We start from the raw sequence: 15,687 nt of genomic DNA, 5'->3' as shown, positions 1-15,687 counted from the left end.
TTCCTACTTTTTTACTGTCGTAATTTCTTTGGCGATTGCTTTGAAATCCATTGAAGTATCCATGTTATGTTCGCCAATCTGTATCTTTCCGGTCAGATTATTATCTTCTAGATATGCATCAAATAGGGCTGCATTTTCGATAATACCCAATCTTTCCAAATTAGCTGAGACGACTGTCGAATTCGAACCGGATTCAATCGTTAAAATGGTTTTAAGAATGGTATCGGAAGAAGTGGGGTTACTTGTGGTCGCGTCACTTTCTTCCGATTTCTCCTCTTCTGAGGCACTCTCCTTAACGGTAGAGGTGGTCTGAGCATTTGCCAATAGCTCTTTTGTTTTAGCGAGCTCACTTTGGAGATTCTCAACGTCTAGTTGTAATTGTTGGGCATCCGCATTAGAAGTGATTTTACTATCACTAGTGAAAAAAAGGATTCCACCTGCAAGGAGACAGCCGATCCCGACTGCTCGTAAAATGTCTCGGATCACGCTATCACGCCTTTCGACTGTAGCACCGCGATTACTTTATCGTTCGATAATGAGGAACGCATGGCAATGTCACTGATAGAATAACCTTGGGAGTGCAACGAAAGAATTTGATTGATAATGATTACGTGGACAGTTTTTTCTTTTGCCTTAGCTCTGCCGCCTGAAGATAGCGGTCCAACACCGATCATTAATTCTTCTTCAACTGCTTTTAATCTTTTTTTTAATCCGTTTGTTTCCTGATGAAGACTGATTGAAATTTTCTCCAATTCATCGGCGCTTTTGGATGAAGAATTGCCGAGGAAAAATGACGCTATACTACATACAAGTCCAATAATAAGAAGAATTATTGCAATGTCCATTTCACCACTCCTCTAGTAAATCATTGTGCGTCCATTTTACCACACGAGGACCGTTATGGAAATTTCAATCTTTCTATTGGACATACGCTGTTGATGTGGTACACTTGATAAGTCGTATAAATCATGCTCATATTAAATTTTACATTCCTGATGAGTGGGAGGGACCAACAATGCGCGTAAATATTACACTTGCTTGCACAGAATGCGGTGAGCGCAACTATATTTCAAAGAAAAACAAGCGTAACAATCCAGAACGTATTGAAATGAAAAAATACTGCTCACGTGATAAGAAACAAACTTTGCACCGTGAAACGAAATAATCGCTCAGACCAAAACCTTCACCGGTTTTGGTTTTTTCATTTCAGAACGGGGGTATAATTAAATGAGTAAAAAGAGTTTAAGGAATCAAGTGCTAGGCACATTGAATAGTATAAATCGAATTGAGCACCTGGAAAAATCCTCAGTGATTACAAAGAGGGTGCTCATATCAGAAGAATTTCAAAGTGCGGATACAATCGGGATAACGATTTCTCGTTATCCCGAAGTGGACACACGTTTGCTTATTGAAGCGGCTTGGACAGCTGGGAAACGAATTGCTGTGCCTAAATGCATCCATGGAACCCGCGAGATGGATTTTCGTCTCATTACATCGTACGATAGTTTGGAAACGGTCTATATGGGTCTCCTGGAGCCGATAATTACTGAAACAATCTCGGTCGAAAAAAAGGATATTGATTTGCAAATCGTGCCAGGCGTAGTCTTTTCGGATGAAGGGTATAGAATTGGTTTCGGCGGAGGATATTATGATCGTTATATGTCGGATTACAATGGTGATACTTTGTCGTTGGCGTTTGCAGAACAAACGGGTCATGTAGTTCCGAGTGAACATCATGACATTCCTGTCAGTAAAATAGTTACAGAAGAAAAAGTTATAAACTGTCAGAAAAAGGACTTCTGCAAATGAGAGACTTTCTTGCTGTCCTGCAACTCTTGAAGCGTTTTGGAATTCATGTCTACACGGGAAATAGGAAAGATGATATCGATATGGTGCAATCAGAAGTAAAAGATCTTTATGACAACGGCCTGATACTGAAGGAAGACTATTTGAAAGCGGTGCTAATCCTGCGTAGTGAAGCAGCGAAAATGTGAGGATAGACCTAATAGTATCCTTCTTTTGAACTTTTCTTAGTGATTTGTGAAACTTATCTTCGGCTACTCCGTCTATTATGTAGTAAGATTTAGTTTGAGCAGTTTTTATGTTAGTCTATATTCGAAAGGAAGAGATGGAATGAAAAAAATAGTATGGCCAAAACATTCCGTACTCATAGTCGCAATAGTCGCAACGTGGTTAACAACGTATTTCGGTTATATTACAAGCTTCAATATGAAAATCGATAATATAATGCAGGAATTCATTCTCTTTTTGAATCCTCTTAGTTTTCTTTTATTCGTTTACGGCGTTGCACTATTCATCAAGAGTACGAAAAGACGTAATATTTATATACTGACAGTAAGTGTGATGACTTCAATTGTTATGTTTAGTAATGCAGTGTTCTATAGATTTTTCAATGACTTTATTACCTTGCCAGTCTTGTTCCAAACGAGTAACTTCGGAGATCTTTCATCTTCAGTTACTGCTAATCTAATGGTAACAGACATATTCTTTTTCACAGATGTACTCATAATCTATTTGGCGATCCGGTTTATTCCTAAGGATAACCGAATGGGACAACGCAATAAAATTGGACGCAAACTTTACTTTGTCATGACAGCTGCGGTTATGATGATAAACCTTGGTCTCGCGGAAATGGAAAGACCACAGTTATTAACACGCAGTTTCGATAGAGAACTTCTTGTGAAAAATATCGGAACATATAATTACCATATCTATGACCTGTTCATTCAATCCAAATCCCATGCTCAGCGTGCATTGGCAGATGGCAGTGAGCTAGTAGAAGTAGGTAACTATATTAATGCGAACTACGCTGCTCCTGACCCTGAAATGTATGGAATTGCGAAAGGACGTAATATCATTGCGATCTCGCTTGAATCCTTGCAGTCGTTTGTTATTAACGAGGAAATGGATGGACATGTCATTACTCCGTTTTTAAATGAACTGTCGAAAGATCCAGATACATTCTATTTCTCTGATTTCTATCACAACACTGGTCTTGGTAAAACATCGGATTCAGAATTTATTCTTGAAAACTCGCTGTATCCGAGAAATGGAAGTGCTGTATTTTTCACGCATAGTGGAAACACTTACCAATCAATGGCTTCGCAGTTAGGCGAGAATGGTTATTTTACGAATGTAATGCACGCCAATAACCGTAGTTTCTGGAACCGTGATATCATGTATGGCGCACTCGGTATCGATAAGTTTTACGATATTGAAAGTTATACGGTCGGCGAAGGGCAAGCGGTTAACTGGGGTATGAAAGATATTCCATTCTTTGACCAATCGGTAGATTTGATGAAAGAGATGCCTCAGCCTTTTTATTCAAGACTGATCACATTGACAAATCATCATCCATTTGATTTGGATGAAGAAGATAAGCTTATTCCTGAATATACATCAAATTCCAATACGTTAAACAAATATTTCCAAACAGTACGCTATATGGATGAGGCAATCAAAGTTCTTTTTGAAGATTTGAAAGCAAGTGGATTGTACGATAACTCAATCATCGTTATGTACGGAGACCATTATGGTATTTCCGAGAATCACAACAAGGCGATGGGCATGTATTTAGATAAAGAAATCACTCCTTTTGATAATGCGAAATTGCAAAAGGTTCCATTGTACATTCATATTCCCGGTTATGGCGAAGGGAAGACTATTGATGAAGTGTCAGGACAAATCGACTTGAAACCTACTCTTCTACATCTAATGGGTCTTGATACAAAAGATGATATGTATCTTGGGTCGGACATTTTCTCTCCAGATCATGAACCGTTTACTATCTTCCGTGATGGACGCTTTGTAACTGATAAAAATGTTTTTGCACAAGAGGTCTGTTATGATAGTGAGACTGGCGAAGAAACTGATATGGCCGAATGTGAGCCATTTATCGAACGTGCAGTTACTGAGCTGAATTATTCAGATATGATTATTAATGGAGATTTGCTCAGGTTCAAGGAAGAGCAAGAACAATCACCCGAAAAAAACAGTAAAGATTAAGAATGATAAGGTTCTGCACGGGACTTTCCGTGCAGCCTTTTTTTTAGCTTAAATACGGAAGGGGGAGGCGCGGTGAGAAAAAAAATGTTCATCTTTTTTGCAGCAGTCCTGTTATTAACGGGCTGTACAGAGAAGACGAATGAAGTTATCGAAGGCTCGACAGCCATTGAACAACCTGAGGATAATAATTCGATTAAAAAGGAAATTATTAAATCTTTAATCACTGATCCTGCAAAGTTCCATTTTGTGGTAGACTGGCTAACCGATTCGAAAGTCATCTACGTTAAAAAGGAAAATGGACTTTATCAAGTGAATAGCTTTGATTTAGAATCAGGTCAAACGGACACGTTGTACGAAGATGACTCTATGATCATCGATGTCCTCGTTCATCCTTCCAAAAAATATCTATTACTACATACAAGCGACAACGCTACATCTGCAACAGTTAAAATCGTGACCATGGATGGTGCAGTACAAGATGAAGTTATCGTAGCTTCAACTGAATTAGCAATTGAATGGAATGATCTCGATCCTTCCCTTATCCTTCTTACCGCTTTCCATCAAGATTGGACGTTCGATTTATTTCTTTATAACGGTAAAGTTGAAAGCTTTGATTTGCTGGCAATTGAAGATCCTTTTCCCAAATGGTTAGGCGAGGATAAAATTGCTGTAGGATTCGTTGAGGGCCATATACTTGATGGTGGGGAAATCCATACATATGAACCTGAGACTGCTAAGTGGGACCAGTTAGATTTAAACGGTGTCGTTTATTTTGATACATATGAAGATACTCTACTCGCAGTAAGAATAAATGAAGAAGAGGATGCTCTTTACACCATTATGGAAAAGGGGGGAGTAATTCGCTCTGAATGGACGATGCCTGTCAATAGTAATTATTCTGAGTGGGTTATTCCTGAAATTGAATGGAATACAAGTGATATCCTATTCCTGCCGGCTTCAGAGAAGGGTGGACAGATTGATGAACTCACAATGCCATTCCGGCTTATCAGGGTCACAGAAGGGCGGCAAGACGTTATTGCCGACGAAATTGTAGCTGGGGTACTTCGTTGTTCCCCTTCTGGCGGCAAGTGTTTAACGGGCTACTCGTTGGAAAACCTGATAGATGTAGAATCGAAATTGAAGACAACTTGGTTAACGTTCCCTGAGTGAGAATGAAATTGTGAGATGCCTACTTATATGTGACAAGCATATGATAATCGACATGATTAATCTCGTTAAAAGCTGCTCGCAGTACGATGATTTATTATTAATACTGAGACAACAAAAAACATCCAATGTGTATGAATGCACATTGGATGTTTTTTGTTTTTCTAAGTTTAAACCTGCATTTTCTCTATTATAGAGTTGGCGGGAATCCTTGGAAAACAAGTGTAGCAATTGTGAAGCCTCCAAAAACAACTGCAGCTCCAAGATTGAACAGAATACTTAAAGCGTTGCGTTCTTTGAATGCTTGGACTGTACCTATCACCGCTAAAATTGCGATGAGTCCAAAAATGACCATCAATAAGTTCATAGGGAAGACACTCCTTTCAATAGGAACTTCTGTTAAAATCGCTCACGACCTGTGAGCCATGCAGAAGTCAGCACATCATGTGCAAGTCCGATTAAGCTATATTCCTCTTCTATTGTACTGTTTGCGATCAATTTTGTCGAGGGCTATTAGTGGCGATTGTTTGAAATCGTATTTTGTATTGCGTAATATGAATTGAAGGAGGTGCCGACTATGTTGAAAATCAATACATATCCGCTGGGGCCAATCCAGACAAATTGTTATATTATTAGTGACGATGCGGGCAACTGTCTAATTGTGGACCCGGGCGAAGAGAGCGGACGAATTATTAACAAAATTAAAAGCAAAGAAATGACTCCGGTTGCAATATTGCTGACACATGCACATTTTGATCATATTGGAGCTGTCGACAGTATAAGGGATAGATATAACATTCCGGTTTATATCCATGAAGATGAACAGGAATGGTTGTCAGATTCGAAATTAAATGGGTCTGCCAAGTATCCTGGATTGAATAATGTGAACGTTAGAAGAGCGGATGAGCTTATCAGCGATGAGGGAATGATGACAGTAGGCCCTTTCGAGTTTGAAGTGAGGCATACGCCGGGACATTCTCCAGGAAGTGTTTCATATATCTTCGCATCTTCTCGTTTTGCTATTGTAGGAGATACGCTTTTCCAGCAGGGGGTAGGAAGAACTGACCTGCCTGGAGGAAATACGGGCGTTCTATTGGCATCCATCCATGATAAGTTGCTTTCTCTTGAAGATGATTTTATTATCTACCCAGGCCATGGTCCCTCGACAACGCCGGAAGACGAAAAAGATTCGAATCCATTTTTGAATGGATTTTGAGCAATCGACTATAAGAATAGCGCAAGGCATCGTTTAGCCCCGATTAGCAGGAAGAAGGCTTGAGGATGAAGGTGACTTTTACCTTTTTATCAAGACGGGAGCGATTGAAACCTAGAATATGACCTAAGTTAAATAGAGGCCACTGAAAAAGTTCTTTTTTTAGTAAGAACTAGTTGATTGTAGTGGAGAGCGGCGACTCCGGTGGGAACAGAAGGCAAAGATAGGAAGAGAAAGTTCACTCTTCCTTAGCTGAAGACCCCGGAGGTAAAGCGTTAGCGTTGGGAGCACGAGGGAATGATGCCTTAATTTCTGCCAAAAACGCAGAAATACGGCAAATCGAACCCTTCGCTGTTCGATTGGCTAAAGCCGTGCCCGCGGAAACATACTAACATTAGTAGCACAAACCATGGCCATGGTTTGTGCTACTATTTTTTATGGTAGAAGTGAAGCGAAGTCGTGCGGACGCTGGAATCTTTGAATTCGTATAAGGAAACCGATTCACTTCACATCCTTATTTGAATCAGTTTAGTATGTTGGATCTTCGAGATCGTGTATAAGAAAGTGGAATCGATAAGGGCTTCTGTGAAACATAAGAGGAGGACGTAAGATGAATGATGTAGTTGCATTTGACGTGAGTATGGGAAAAAGTCAACCTATAGCACAGAAGACCTTTCGAAAAAACAGATAATCGTTAGGTCTATTTGTGATACTTAACTTTTCTAGCCGAGAGCCCTCGTATTCCTAACCTTTCTTGATTCCTTTATCTTGTTGCTTGTAGTGGAAGCGTTCGACTCCTGCGGGAATAGCATGAGCCTTGAGACCCCGCAGGGAGCGAAGCGGACGAGGAGGCTCAAGCCATGCCCGCGGAAAGCGAGCGCTGGAACGAAAAGCGATTGCCTTGTGCTATTCCTTATCCCCCACCAATTTCTTTAGAAATTACTTGACTAGAGGTAAGGAAAGCGTCCGCTCGGAAAGGAAATCGACGGGATTGAAGGAAATCGTACTTTTTCAGCACCCTGGTTAAATAGTAATGCTTTTTTACACTGTAGGAAAAACAAAAAAACAGCCGATAAAAGGCTGTTTTTTCGTATGTACTTTTAGTGGCCAGCGCCTGGTACGTGTATGAACGTTGTGTAGTAGCTGAATCCGACCATAAATATCATCAGATATGCTCCGAATAAGTACATGTACATCCGCTCTGTCAGGTTCAAATATCCAAGTAGCAGGAAGAACCCAGTGTTCGCAACAAAAAGAAGTGCGGCTGGCAGCATGTCTCCTATATAAAACATAACCGCAAATATGCCTGTCCAGAAGCCCATCAACTTGAACATGTTATCCATGTGTGCGTCCCTCCTTAATAAAACATTACAATAAGCTCCCATTCATTATAAAGGATAACGACTGTAGATGTAAACTCCAATCGTTCTTTCATTGTGACAAACACGTGTATAAGGGAGATTTTCTTGAAATATGATATTTATTGTCGAAAAAGGGGTTGAATTTTAAATATCCGCTCTTTCTGCCGATACACAATTCGGTTTTGAAGGAAAGTATTCCAATCTATGTTTGCAAATCGTATACTGTGCTCAAGGGGAGAGTAAATTCCATCTGTCCTAAAAAGAAAGAGGGGTGTTGAACGATTAAGAATGATAATGTCATTGAACAGAAAAGTTTTCAACTTCTTGAAAAAGCGATTAAATACGAAGCAACCGATATTCACCTTGTCCCTATGAAGGAAGGATATGATGTATCATTTAAAAAAGATGCAAGACTGGACCGGTCCGGAACTCTCCCCCCACAGTTGGCGGGCCGTATGATTTCATTTTACAAATTCTTATCCTCACTCGATATCAGCGATAAACGCAAACCCCAGAGCGGTTCTTTTCATAAACAGATGCAAGGAGAAAACTTTTCTTTCCGTGTGTCTACAATCCCATCTATCCAAATGAAAGAAAGCGTTGTTATTAGACTGCAAAGGCATGACCAAATCGTATCAATCGATGATTTGTGTATCGAAAAGGAATGGGCGGATAAGTTACGCAAGGCCGTGTCAGAACCACAAGGACTGGTAATCATGACGGGACCGACCGGATGCGGTAAAACGACCTCAATCTACTCCTTAACAGCGCATTGCGTCAATCAACTTGAGCGGCATGTGATTACATTGGAAGACCCTGTCGAAAACAATCATTCGCATCTGCTTCAGATTCAAGTGAACGAACGGTCAGGGATGACATACTCGGCAGGTCTGAAAGCAATATTGCGCCATTCACCAGATGTCATTATGATTGGAGAAATCAGAGATAGCGAAACCGCAAAAATTGCAGTTCAAGCGGCACTAACTGGACATTTAGTATTAACTTCAGTGCATTCGAAGGATCCTGAGGGTTGTTTTTACAGAATGATGGACTTTGGTATTTCTGCCGAAGAATTAAGGCAAACAGTTGTCTGTATTTCAACGCAACGGCTTATTAGACGAGCTACAGGGAAAAGAGGCGCTGTATTTGAAATCATCCAAGGAGACATGCTTACTCGAATGACGGACTCCATAATGAAGGGAGAAAGGGTAGTCTTCCCTGACGAACTAAAAGTGGAGTCACTTATACGTAAATATAATAGGTCAAGTGTGAAGCGAGATGAATAAGCGCATAAGGAAATTGCCATTTAGCAAAAAAGAAGTCCTGCAAAGTCGACCGGTGTTTCTTGAAAGGCTTTCAGTTTTATTAATGGAAGGCTATACATTTCATGATGCTGTTACTTTATTATTGCCGCATCATATAAAGAATTACAATCCTATGCTAGAAGAGATGGATAATGATTTTAAGAATGGTCTCAGTGTCACCCATATTCTGGCGCGTTTTGGGTTCTCTTCTGGAACGCTTCTACCGATTGCGATTGCGGAAATGGATGGACGAGTTGCGCAGGCTTTGAGCGGCATGGCCTCTCGCATGAGAAAAACAGAAGAAAATAGGAAGAAATTAAAAAACCTCCTTATCTATCCTATTATTCTTTTTATTATAATCGCAGCATTGCTAATTGCTTTTAGAAGATTCTTTTTACCTAATATGGAGGCATTAGCGATTTCTAGAAAAGGCGAAGGAAATGGTTTTGTTTCAATATTACCTTCTTTGGTGACGAAAATACCCGATTTCATTATTAGTGCAGTGTTAGTTTCCGCATTCCTATCAATAATCTGTATTACTATTTACAAAAAACTTGCTCCTGAAACTAAAATTCGTGTAATGATGGCTATCCCTCTCGCGGGAACGCTCTTTTCGCTTATAAAGACCCGAGATTTTTCCAGTGAAATAGGGGGCTTACTACAGTCGGGACTTTCTCTGCAAAATGCTCTTGATGTATTAATTAATCAAGATCTGGATGTGATTTTAAGTGAAATTGCGAAAAAAGTGCGAGAGCAGGTCGTATATGGAGATTCATTTCATACCGCAGTCGGCAGAACAGAAGGTTTGATGATCCAATTATCCGCATTTGCCAAGCATGGTTCGGACAGCGGTTATCTGCCGAAAGAACTTCAAATCTACAGCGAGCATCTTAGTGAAACAATCAATGAGAAATTAACGAAAGCGTTGTCAATGCTGCAACCGGCATTGTTTAGTATCATTGCAATCTGTATTTTAGCTGCTTATCTTGCTTTACTTTTACCTGTTTATGGAATGATGGATAAAATATAAGGGGGAGAAATTAAATGAAATTCATTAACAATGCAAGGGGATTTACGTTAATAGAAATGATGATCATTCCAAATATATAACAACCGAAAGGGCACAACCGCAGTGTTTTCAAGCGTTCAAAGGCGGTTGCGTTAAACGAAAAATCACATTAAAACCACATTTATTTTCATTTTAGATAAATTGGCGGAAATACTCATTAATTTTATCGTCACTTTTTTTCTGCATCTTTTTAGTCACGTGCGCGTAAATTTCTAACGTGATGTTTATGTCGGAGTGGCCAACTCTCTCCATAATAACAGGTAAATCAACTTCAGCCTCAACTAACATCGTGATGTGAGTGTGTCTTAAAATATGAGTGCCTCTAGCATCTTTAACGCCATATGCTTTGTAATTCTTATTAAATACAGCTCCAATCGTGGAAGCACGAACGGGTTGAGTACGTATTCCTGTAAAGACTAAGTCACACCATTGTGATTTAACGTCTCTTGCCCCGATTAATTTCTCTTTATTGTATTGCGCCTTCATTTTCTTTAGCGTTGTGGCCAGATCGTCGTTAAAAGAAACAACTCTATCCGAGTCTTCTGTTTTTGGCGGAGTAAATTCAAATCCACCTTCATCAGCATCTTTTTCAAACAACGTCTTGTCGACCTTCAGCACCTGCTTTTTTAGGTCGATGTCTTCCCAAGTGAGTGCTAACACCTCGCCGATGCGCAAACCCGTAGAAAGCATTGTGAGGGCGATTGAATAGGCGTTTCTTCGTCCGGATGATTTCAAACCTTTCAGAAATTCTTGAATTTCTTCTTTTTCCAAATACTTCTTTTTAGATTTAGCAAAGCTTTGCGACTCTTTAGTGGCTTTTGGCGTTACAGTATCCTTGACGATATTTTTCTCAATGTAGTCATTTCTTTTCGCAAAATCAAACATTAAATTTAAAGCGGTACGAGTTCCGGCGATGTGATGTTTTGATATTCCAGTATCACGTCTTTCTATCAAAAATACTTGAATATCGTTGATTTGCAGTTTTCCGATGAAGTGCTTCCCGTGCGTGTCGATAAATGGTTTCATCGCTACAACTCTAGTTTTTACCGACGATGCTTTAACTGTTTCTTTATAGACGTTCAGCCACTCGTCATAGACTTCCTGTACGACTCTTTTCGTCGTTTGGCGCTCTTTCGATAATTCGTCAGCCGCAAGTTGCGCCCTGCGCACGGCTTCCTTTTTTGTATCTCCGCGACGTGTTATTTGCCGGCGTTGTCCAGTTAGTGGGTCCGGCGTAGCATCTGTAGTACATGACCACTTACCATTTTTCAATGTTCGACAATACATAAAAATGACCTCCTCGAATGTACGTTCCATTGTTGGTTAAAAGAAAAGCCCTGCATAGGGCAGAATAAAAGGTAAATAGACACCTGATAACATATGTTCTATACTATTTGTAGTGAAAGGAGCGATAAGAATGATTGTGTCGAATAGTAATGTCACTGTCGTTTGTTTGTCTCGCGATGAAATTAGCAAGATTGCGGACAGCTTAGAAATTGCTTTTCATGAATGTAGAGACTTCGAAGCTATGGCCTTATATAGTCAGTTCAATGATTTAAGAGAAGTGTTAGAGAGTGAAGGGAATTAAATCTTTGATGAGTAAATAAATCGCTTCCACAGTCTCTTTTCTAGCTGGATCTTCATTCGTGTGCGCATTGCTATTACGAACAGCCTCGAATCTAGATGCTTCTCCTAGGAGTCTACCGGGTACAATGTTTTTGCCTTGCAACGCTTTCACGGAAATCCAGATATACGTCCTTTCATCTAATTTGTAACCCTTCAACTTCTTAGAAATAATAATACGCAATATGTTTTCTAATGCGATTCCGGCTGTTGAACCAGCCGCGAGGTACAAACCCTGCTTATAAGCGGCAATCGATTCTCCTAATTCATATTCGAAGCTTTTTGAATTCACTTTAGGGACGAGTTCTTCTAAGTCGAAGACGTTGAATCGTTCCTCTTTTACTTTCTTCAATTCGTCACCGTGTTGCTTTGCCAACATTCGACCTTTTAATTTTCCCATTTCAGCTAAATCAGAAGGATCTTTCGAAGCTTCCATTGTAGATTGCTCTATAAAGCCATAACTAATTTCTTGTTTAACTAATGGTTGATCATCTCTATCTAACATTGATTGCATCTTTGCGTTTCTGACTTCCTGTGAAGCATGATGAAATGCTTTATAATCGCCGTAATTATGAAATTGTAGAGTATTCCACGTGATACCGTCTGTCTTATCTTCATATATGTAAAACCTAATTTCACTGTTCCCAAATACAGTTATCCATTGGAGCTTTTTCATATAAGGAAAATGTGATGGAAATTCTTCATACCTTTGTTCTAAGTGTGTATTCACATATTCCCGATAAGCATTGATGAAATTTAGCCAAAAACCTTTTGTTCCTTCTACAAAAGGTTCTGCATCTACCTTTTGCAACACAAAATCATCACTAATTTGATTAGGTCTAAACATCTGCATTTACTCTCCTTAGGGGCGCGTATCTTCGAAATTTAATATAATTTTGGAAAAGGCCTGGGTAAGGCAGGGGTATCAATTAAACACTATTTTTCACATGTATTTTTAATATTCACCAGTATACCTTCCTGGAATTTTCGAAAGATGCGTGAAATCCAGGTTGGTGGCCTTACTTTTCTTATATTTAAGTTTCTCCTTTTATAAATCTTCTTCACTTTATTCATCTTCGACAGTTATTTCTCCAAGCATAATTCTTTCAACATAATAACCTTTTATTGAATCTACTAGTTCTCCATTAACGTAATAATTTTTTTTGAATTCTTTATAATCTCCGAACTCATCAAATAAATGTAAATTACGATCTCTATCTTTATTCACTGAAAAGCTAGCTCTAATATCGAATGTGCCGTTTACCATGGAGTCAGGACCCAAAACGACATTTAGTTTCCCATTTTTTACTAGAGCCGGCTCAGGAGGGACTGAAACAGAATATTCATCAATCTTACCCGCCAATCCGAACATAATTTCTGTATCCTCTGGAAAGTTTGTTGAAGCACTTATTTGAATTACTCTTTTTTCATTGTCGTACGTCGCGGAATCTAATGTAATATAAAGTGTCTCTTTACCTAAAGATGGCGGCAATGACAATACAACTATCAAAGCCAAGCTTACACCTGCAACAATTCCGACAGTTTTTTTAGAATTTTTCCTAATTAAAACTATCAAGGAATTGCCCAATTCGACTATGAAATCTAAGATTTTGATGATACGGAAGTATGTTTTCATTTAATAAATCCCTTCTATAACTATTATCCCAGCAATATAACTTGATGTAATATACCTAAAACGATGATAAAAAAATACATATTTCTACATAAGCAGGAAGCACAGTCAAGGCCCCAACAACTCTTTTTTTCTTCGCATCGTTCTTTGTTAAAAGAAAAGCCCTGGGTAGGGCAGTCATTGATCAATTAACGAAAGTAGTATTGCGAGCCTTCCAATCTTCCAACTTAATGAATAACCAGAATCCATAAATCCCAAGAGTTATGATTGTTAGCAACCACCACTTAATCCAGTTACCAAACAACCCTACAGCGGATCCGTTAAATTGCATACGCCTTCCTTCAATAACCGTGTGATTAATTTTCCAACCATAAATCATTGTAATGGACCACGGATAACAAATTCCTAATGTGAATACCGTGACAATCGCTCCGAGGATAGTCCACCCGATGAATTGTAGAAGCCCTCCATCAAAATATGAAGACCTTCCTTTCCTTACTTCCAGCGCAGGTGCTTGTCCAATTTGAATATTTGTTGTCAATAAAATCCCTCCTATTGTAATTAATAATTAATTTTCCAATCCATCTTATCTAATAAAAAGAAAATCAAAGATAGGTCACACTCTGTACCAAATCCCACAACCTTAGTAAAATCAACCCCCATCTCCAAATAGCAAATTGTACCCACCAACCAGGTAAAAAAATACGATAGGGGAGGGGGCCTTGTCAAATCATGTAATCATTCACATCCAACCCCGTCTCCATCACGATCAAGATGTTTTGCATACCCTGGATCACCGCGATATACAGGATCGGCTCCTGCATCTCTAACAGCTGTACAGTTCTTGTAATAGACATTTGCGCTCTGTTGAGAAGTGCCGGCTGATGAGGATGAGCCTGAGCTACCACCAGATGAACTTGCGGTTGAAGTAGCGCTCTTGCTCGCTTCCTGATTTTTCGAGCTTTCAACTTCAGCTGTCAAAGTTGTATTAGTAGCTTTAAGTTCAGCGATTTCTTTCTCGAAAGCCTCAGTATTTTTTTTATGTACTGCTTGCTGAACTTTTAGCTCTTTATCTAGCTTGTCCGAATCGGATAACTTCTTTGTTAAATCGTTTAGTTCCTTATTCACCACGTCATTGCTCTCTTGAAGTTTTGCATTTGTCGATTTCAGCTCTTTATTCTCAGCGACTAATGCTATGTTTGTTTCAAGAGCCTCGTCTAATGCATCCTGAACGCTTGTATCACTTAGAGAACTGCTGATTCCAACCAATGCGAAACCCCCAATTAAAGCTGTGTAGAATTTCTTCTTTGGTAATATACGTACAGGATTTTTTCTTTTCCTAATTAGATGATAGACAAGATAAACTAAAGAAAAGAAAAAAACGAGTGAACCTATTGATGAAATTACTTCCATGTCTACACCTCCATTTATTTTATTGCACCTATTATTTACAGATTAAGAGAAAAGCCCTGGGTAGGGCGGTGGTCAAAGACTTAACAATTCTTTTTTCTTAGCATCGAATTCATCTTGAGTAAGAATTCCTTCGTCTAAGAGGTTCTTGAACTTTTTAATTTCATCGGCAGCAGATCCTGCAATTTTATTACTTCCATTGTTATTTATGAGAACTTCTTGTTCATTACAAATTATTTGGAATGCCGATAAACACTCGTGCGCCAACTGATAGTTGGTTTTATACATAAAACCATCTTTTTTAGTTGCTGTGTTCAAAAAAGTAATGTAAATCAAAGGGTTATTAACGTCTCTAAGAGTAACCTTTATTTTCAAGCTATTACAGATCGCTTTATTTTTTCTTTTCCCTGTCACACCACCAACGACAGCGCCAGCGCCTCCAAATAACGCTCCACCCACTAAAGCTCTACCCAAACCACCTTGAGTTACAGATTCTCCATCCTCTAGTAATTCAAAGTCTACGATATCGCTATAGTTGAACACCTTGGATTTATCTCTTTTACCAAGGAAGCCAGTAAGGATAAGCCATTTCTTTTGAGTATCATCAAATTCAACAAATGTCCCGATTTTCTTTGAAGGGTTAAAAGAACTTAGCTCATCATTGTTTGTGTTTTTCGCTTCAATTGCGAAATGTATGTCTTCTACTGTCATTTGCTTAATAGGCTTGTGCGCCATCCCTATATTGAAACCAGCGTCCTTGAAACAACTTGGACATATACAATTCTTGTCAGCTATTTTGTGGCGGTTTAAACCAACTTCTTTCTCGCAAACGGCGCATATTGCTTTCATATCGAAGAATCCCATTTCTCATCCCTCTTTCT

20 protein-coding genes are annotated in these 15,687 nt (G+C 39.2%); 10 read left to right on the top strand and 10 right to left on the bottom strand.

Annotated elements, in window-relative coordinates:
* Window positions 1–3: 3 nt before the first annotated feature.
* Window positions 4–486 (bottom strand): hypothetical protein, encoded by a 483-nt coding sequence (locus MKZ11_RS18750; protein WP_340795875.1) that lies wholly within the window; start codon window positions 484–486, stop codon window positions 4–6.
* Window positions 483–845: a hypothetical protein gene (locus tag MKZ11_RS18745; RefSeq protein WP_340795874.1), complete on the bottom strand. Its 363-nt coding sequence runs from the start codon at window positions 843–845 to the stop codon at window positions 483–485. The genes MKZ11_RS18750 and MKZ11_RS18745 overlap by 4 nt, the downstream gene beginning before the upstream one ends.
* Window positions 846–1,015: 170 nt before the next feature.
* Between MKZ11_RS18745 and rpmG the strand changes: the two genes are divergently transcribed.
* The 5 genes from rpmG to MKZ11_RS18720 all read left to right on the top strand — a co-directional run bounded on the left by rpmG (window position 1,016) and on the right by MKZ11_RS18720 (window position 5,196).
* Complete coding sequence (rpmG, locus tag MKZ11_RS18740) at window positions 1,016–1,165, top strand: 50S ribosomal protein L33 (protein ID WP_340795873.1); 150 nt, start codon at window positions 1,016–1,018, stop codon at window positions 1,163–1,165.
* Between the two features lie 62 nt (window positions 1,166–1,227).
* The gene (locus MKZ11_RS18735) at window positions 1,228–1,809 is read left to right on the top strand and encodes a 5-formyltetrahydrofolate cyclo-ligase (protein ID WP_340795872.1); all 582 of its coding nucleotides are present in this window, start codon (window positions 1,228–1,230) and stop codon (window positions 1,807–1,809) included.
* Window positions 1,806–1,994 (top strand): YqgQ family protein, encoded by a 189-nt coding sequence (locus tag MKZ11_RS18730; protein ID WP_340795871.1) that lies wholly within the window; start codon window positions 1,806–1,808, stop codon window positions 1,992–1,994. Before MKZ11_RS18735 ends, MKZ11_RS18730 begins: the two co-directional genes overlap by 4 nt.
* Before the next feature lie 139 nt (window positions 1,995–2,133).
* Window positions 2,134–4,026: an LTA synthase family protein gene (locus MKZ11_RS18725; protein ID WP_340795870.1), complete on the top strand. Its 1,893-nt coding sequence runs from the start codon at window positions 2,134–2,136 to the stop codon at window positions 4,024–4,026.
* A gap of 72 nt (window positions 4,027–4,098) precedes the next feature.
* Window positions 4,099–5,196 carry a YqgU-like beta propeller domain-containing protein gene (locus MKZ11_RS18720; RefSeq protein WP_340795869.1) on the top strand — a complete coding sequence of 366 codons (1,098 nt, stop codon included), beginning with the start codon at window positions 4,099–4,101 and terminating at the stop codon, window positions 5,194–5,196.
* Between the two features lie 187 nt (window positions 5,197–5,383).
* Here the strand turns inward: MKZ11_RS18720 and MKZ11_RS18715 are convergent, their stop codons facing one another.
* A complete protein-coding gene (locus MKZ11_RS18715; protein ID WP_340795868.1) occupies window positions 5,384–5,560 on the bottom strand; it encodes a DUF2759 family protein in 177 nt (58 codons plus the stop codon).
* A 210-nt stretch (window positions 5,561–5,770) separates the two neighbouring features.
* Here MKZ11_RS18715 and MKZ11_RS18710 point away from each other — a divergent pair, with 210 nt between their 5' ends.
* A complete protein-coding gene (locus tag MKZ11_RS18710; protein ID WP_340795867.1) occupies window positions 5,771–6,409 on the top strand; it encodes an MBL fold metallo-hydrolase in 639 nt (212 codons plus the stop codon).
* Between the two features lie 1,097 nt (window positions 6,410–7,506).
* On the opposite strand, the gene MKZ11_RS18705 is transcribed toward MKZ11_RS18710, so the two are convergent.
* Window positions 7,507–7,749, bottom strand: coding sequence for a DUF2626 domain-containing protein (locus MKZ11_RS18705; protein WP_340795866.1), 243 nt, complete (start codon window positions 7,747–7,749; stop codon window positions 7,507–7,509).
* Between the two features lie 299 nt (window positions 7,750–8,048).
* On the opposite strand from MKZ11_RS18705, the gene comGA reads away from it, so the two are divergent.
* The 3 genes from comGA to MKZ11_RS25115 are packed head-to-tail and all read left to right on the top strand — an operon-like array spanning window position 8,049 to window position 10,181.
* A complete protein-coding gene (gene comGA, locus MKZ11_RS18700) occupies window positions 8,049–9,053 on the top strand; it encodes a competence type IV pilus ATPase ComGA (RefSeq protein ID WP_340797053.1) in 1,005 nt (334 codons plus the stop codon).
* A gap of 13 nt (window positions 9,054–9,066) precedes the next feature.
* Window positions 9,067–10,101 (top strand): competence type IV pilus assembly protein ComGB, encoded by a 1,035-nt coding sequence (gene comGB, locus MKZ11_RS18695; protein ID WP_340795865.1) that lies wholly within the window; start codon window positions 9,067–9,069, stop codon window positions 10,099–10,101.
* 14 nt (window positions 10,102–10,115) lie between these two features.
* Window positions 10,116–10,181 (top strand): prepilin-type N-terminal cleavage/methylation domain-containing protein, encoded by a 66-nt coding sequence (locus tag MKZ11_RS25115; protein ID WP_445327056.1) that lies wholly within the window; start codon window positions 10,116–10,118, stop codon window positions 10,179–10,181.
* A gap of 91 nt (window positions 10,182–10,272) precedes the next feature.
* On the opposite strand, the gene MKZ11_RS18690 is transcribed toward MKZ11_RS25115, so the two are convergent.
* Entirely contained in the window at window positions 10,273–11,427 is a 1,155-nt protein-coding gene (locus MKZ11_RS18690) for a tyrosine-type recombinase/integrase (protein WP_340795864.1), read from the bottom strand.
* A gap of 130 nt (window positions 11,428–11,557) precedes the next feature.
* Between MKZ11_RS18690 and MKZ11_RS18685 the strand changes: the two genes are divergently transcribed.
* Window positions 11,558–11,728 carry a hypothetical protein gene (locus tag MKZ11_RS18685; RefSeq protein WP_340795863.1) on the top strand — a complete coding sequence of 57 codons (171 nt, stop codon included), beginning with the start codon at window positions 11,558–11,560 and terminating at the stop codon, window positions 11,726–11,728.
* Here the strand turns inward: MKZ11_RS18685 and MKZ11_RS18680 are convergent.
* From MKZ11_RS18680 to MKZ11_RS18660, 5 genes are all read right to left on the bottom strand, one after another.
* Entirely contained in the window at window positions 11,708–12,610 is a 903-nt protein-coding gene (locus tag MKZ11_RS18680; RefSeq protein ID WP_340795862.1) for a hypothetical protein, read from the bottom strand. The two genes, MKZ11_RS18685 and MKZ11_RS18680, sit on opposite strands and share 21 nt — an antisense overlap.
* Window positions 12,611–12,829: 219 nt before the next feature.
* Window positions 12,830–13,399, bottom strand: coding sequence for a hypothetical protein (locus tag MKZ11_RS18675; RefSeq protein WP_340795861.1), 570 nt, complete (start codon window positions 13,397–13,399; stop codon window positions 12,830–12,832).
* Between the two features lie 181 nt (window positions 13,400–13,580).
* Window positions 13,581–13,919, bottom strand: a complete 339-nt coding sequence (locus MKZ11_RS18670) for a DUF898 family protein (RefSeq protein ID WP_340797052.1) — start codon at window positions 13,917–13,919, stop codon at window positions 13,581–13,583.
* 215 nt (window positions 13,920–14,134) lie between these two features.
* Entirely contained in the window at window positions 14,135–14,809 is a 675-nt protein-coding gene (locus tag MKZ11_RS18665) for an excalibur calcium-binding domain-containing protein (RefSeq protein WP_340795860.1), read from the bottom strand.
* A gap of 72 nt (window positions 14,810–14,881) precedes the next feature.
* Window positions 14,882–15,670 carry an SHOCT domain-containing protein gene (locus MKZ11_RS18660; protein ID WP_340795859.1) on the bottom strand — a complete coding sequence of 263 codons (789 nt, stop codon included), beginning with the start codon at window positions 15,668–15,670 and terminating at the stop codon, window positions 14,882–14,884.
* Window positions 15,671–15,687 lie beyond the last annotated feature (17 nt).

Source organism: Sporosarcina sp. FSL K6-1508 (assembly GCF_038007465.1).
In the GTDB taxonomy this organism is placed as follows: Bacteria; Bacillota; Bacilli; order Bacillales_A; family Planococcaceae; genus Sporosarcina; species Sporosarcina psychrophila_B.
This window is presented reverse-complemented; position numbering and strand designations above follow the sequence as displayed.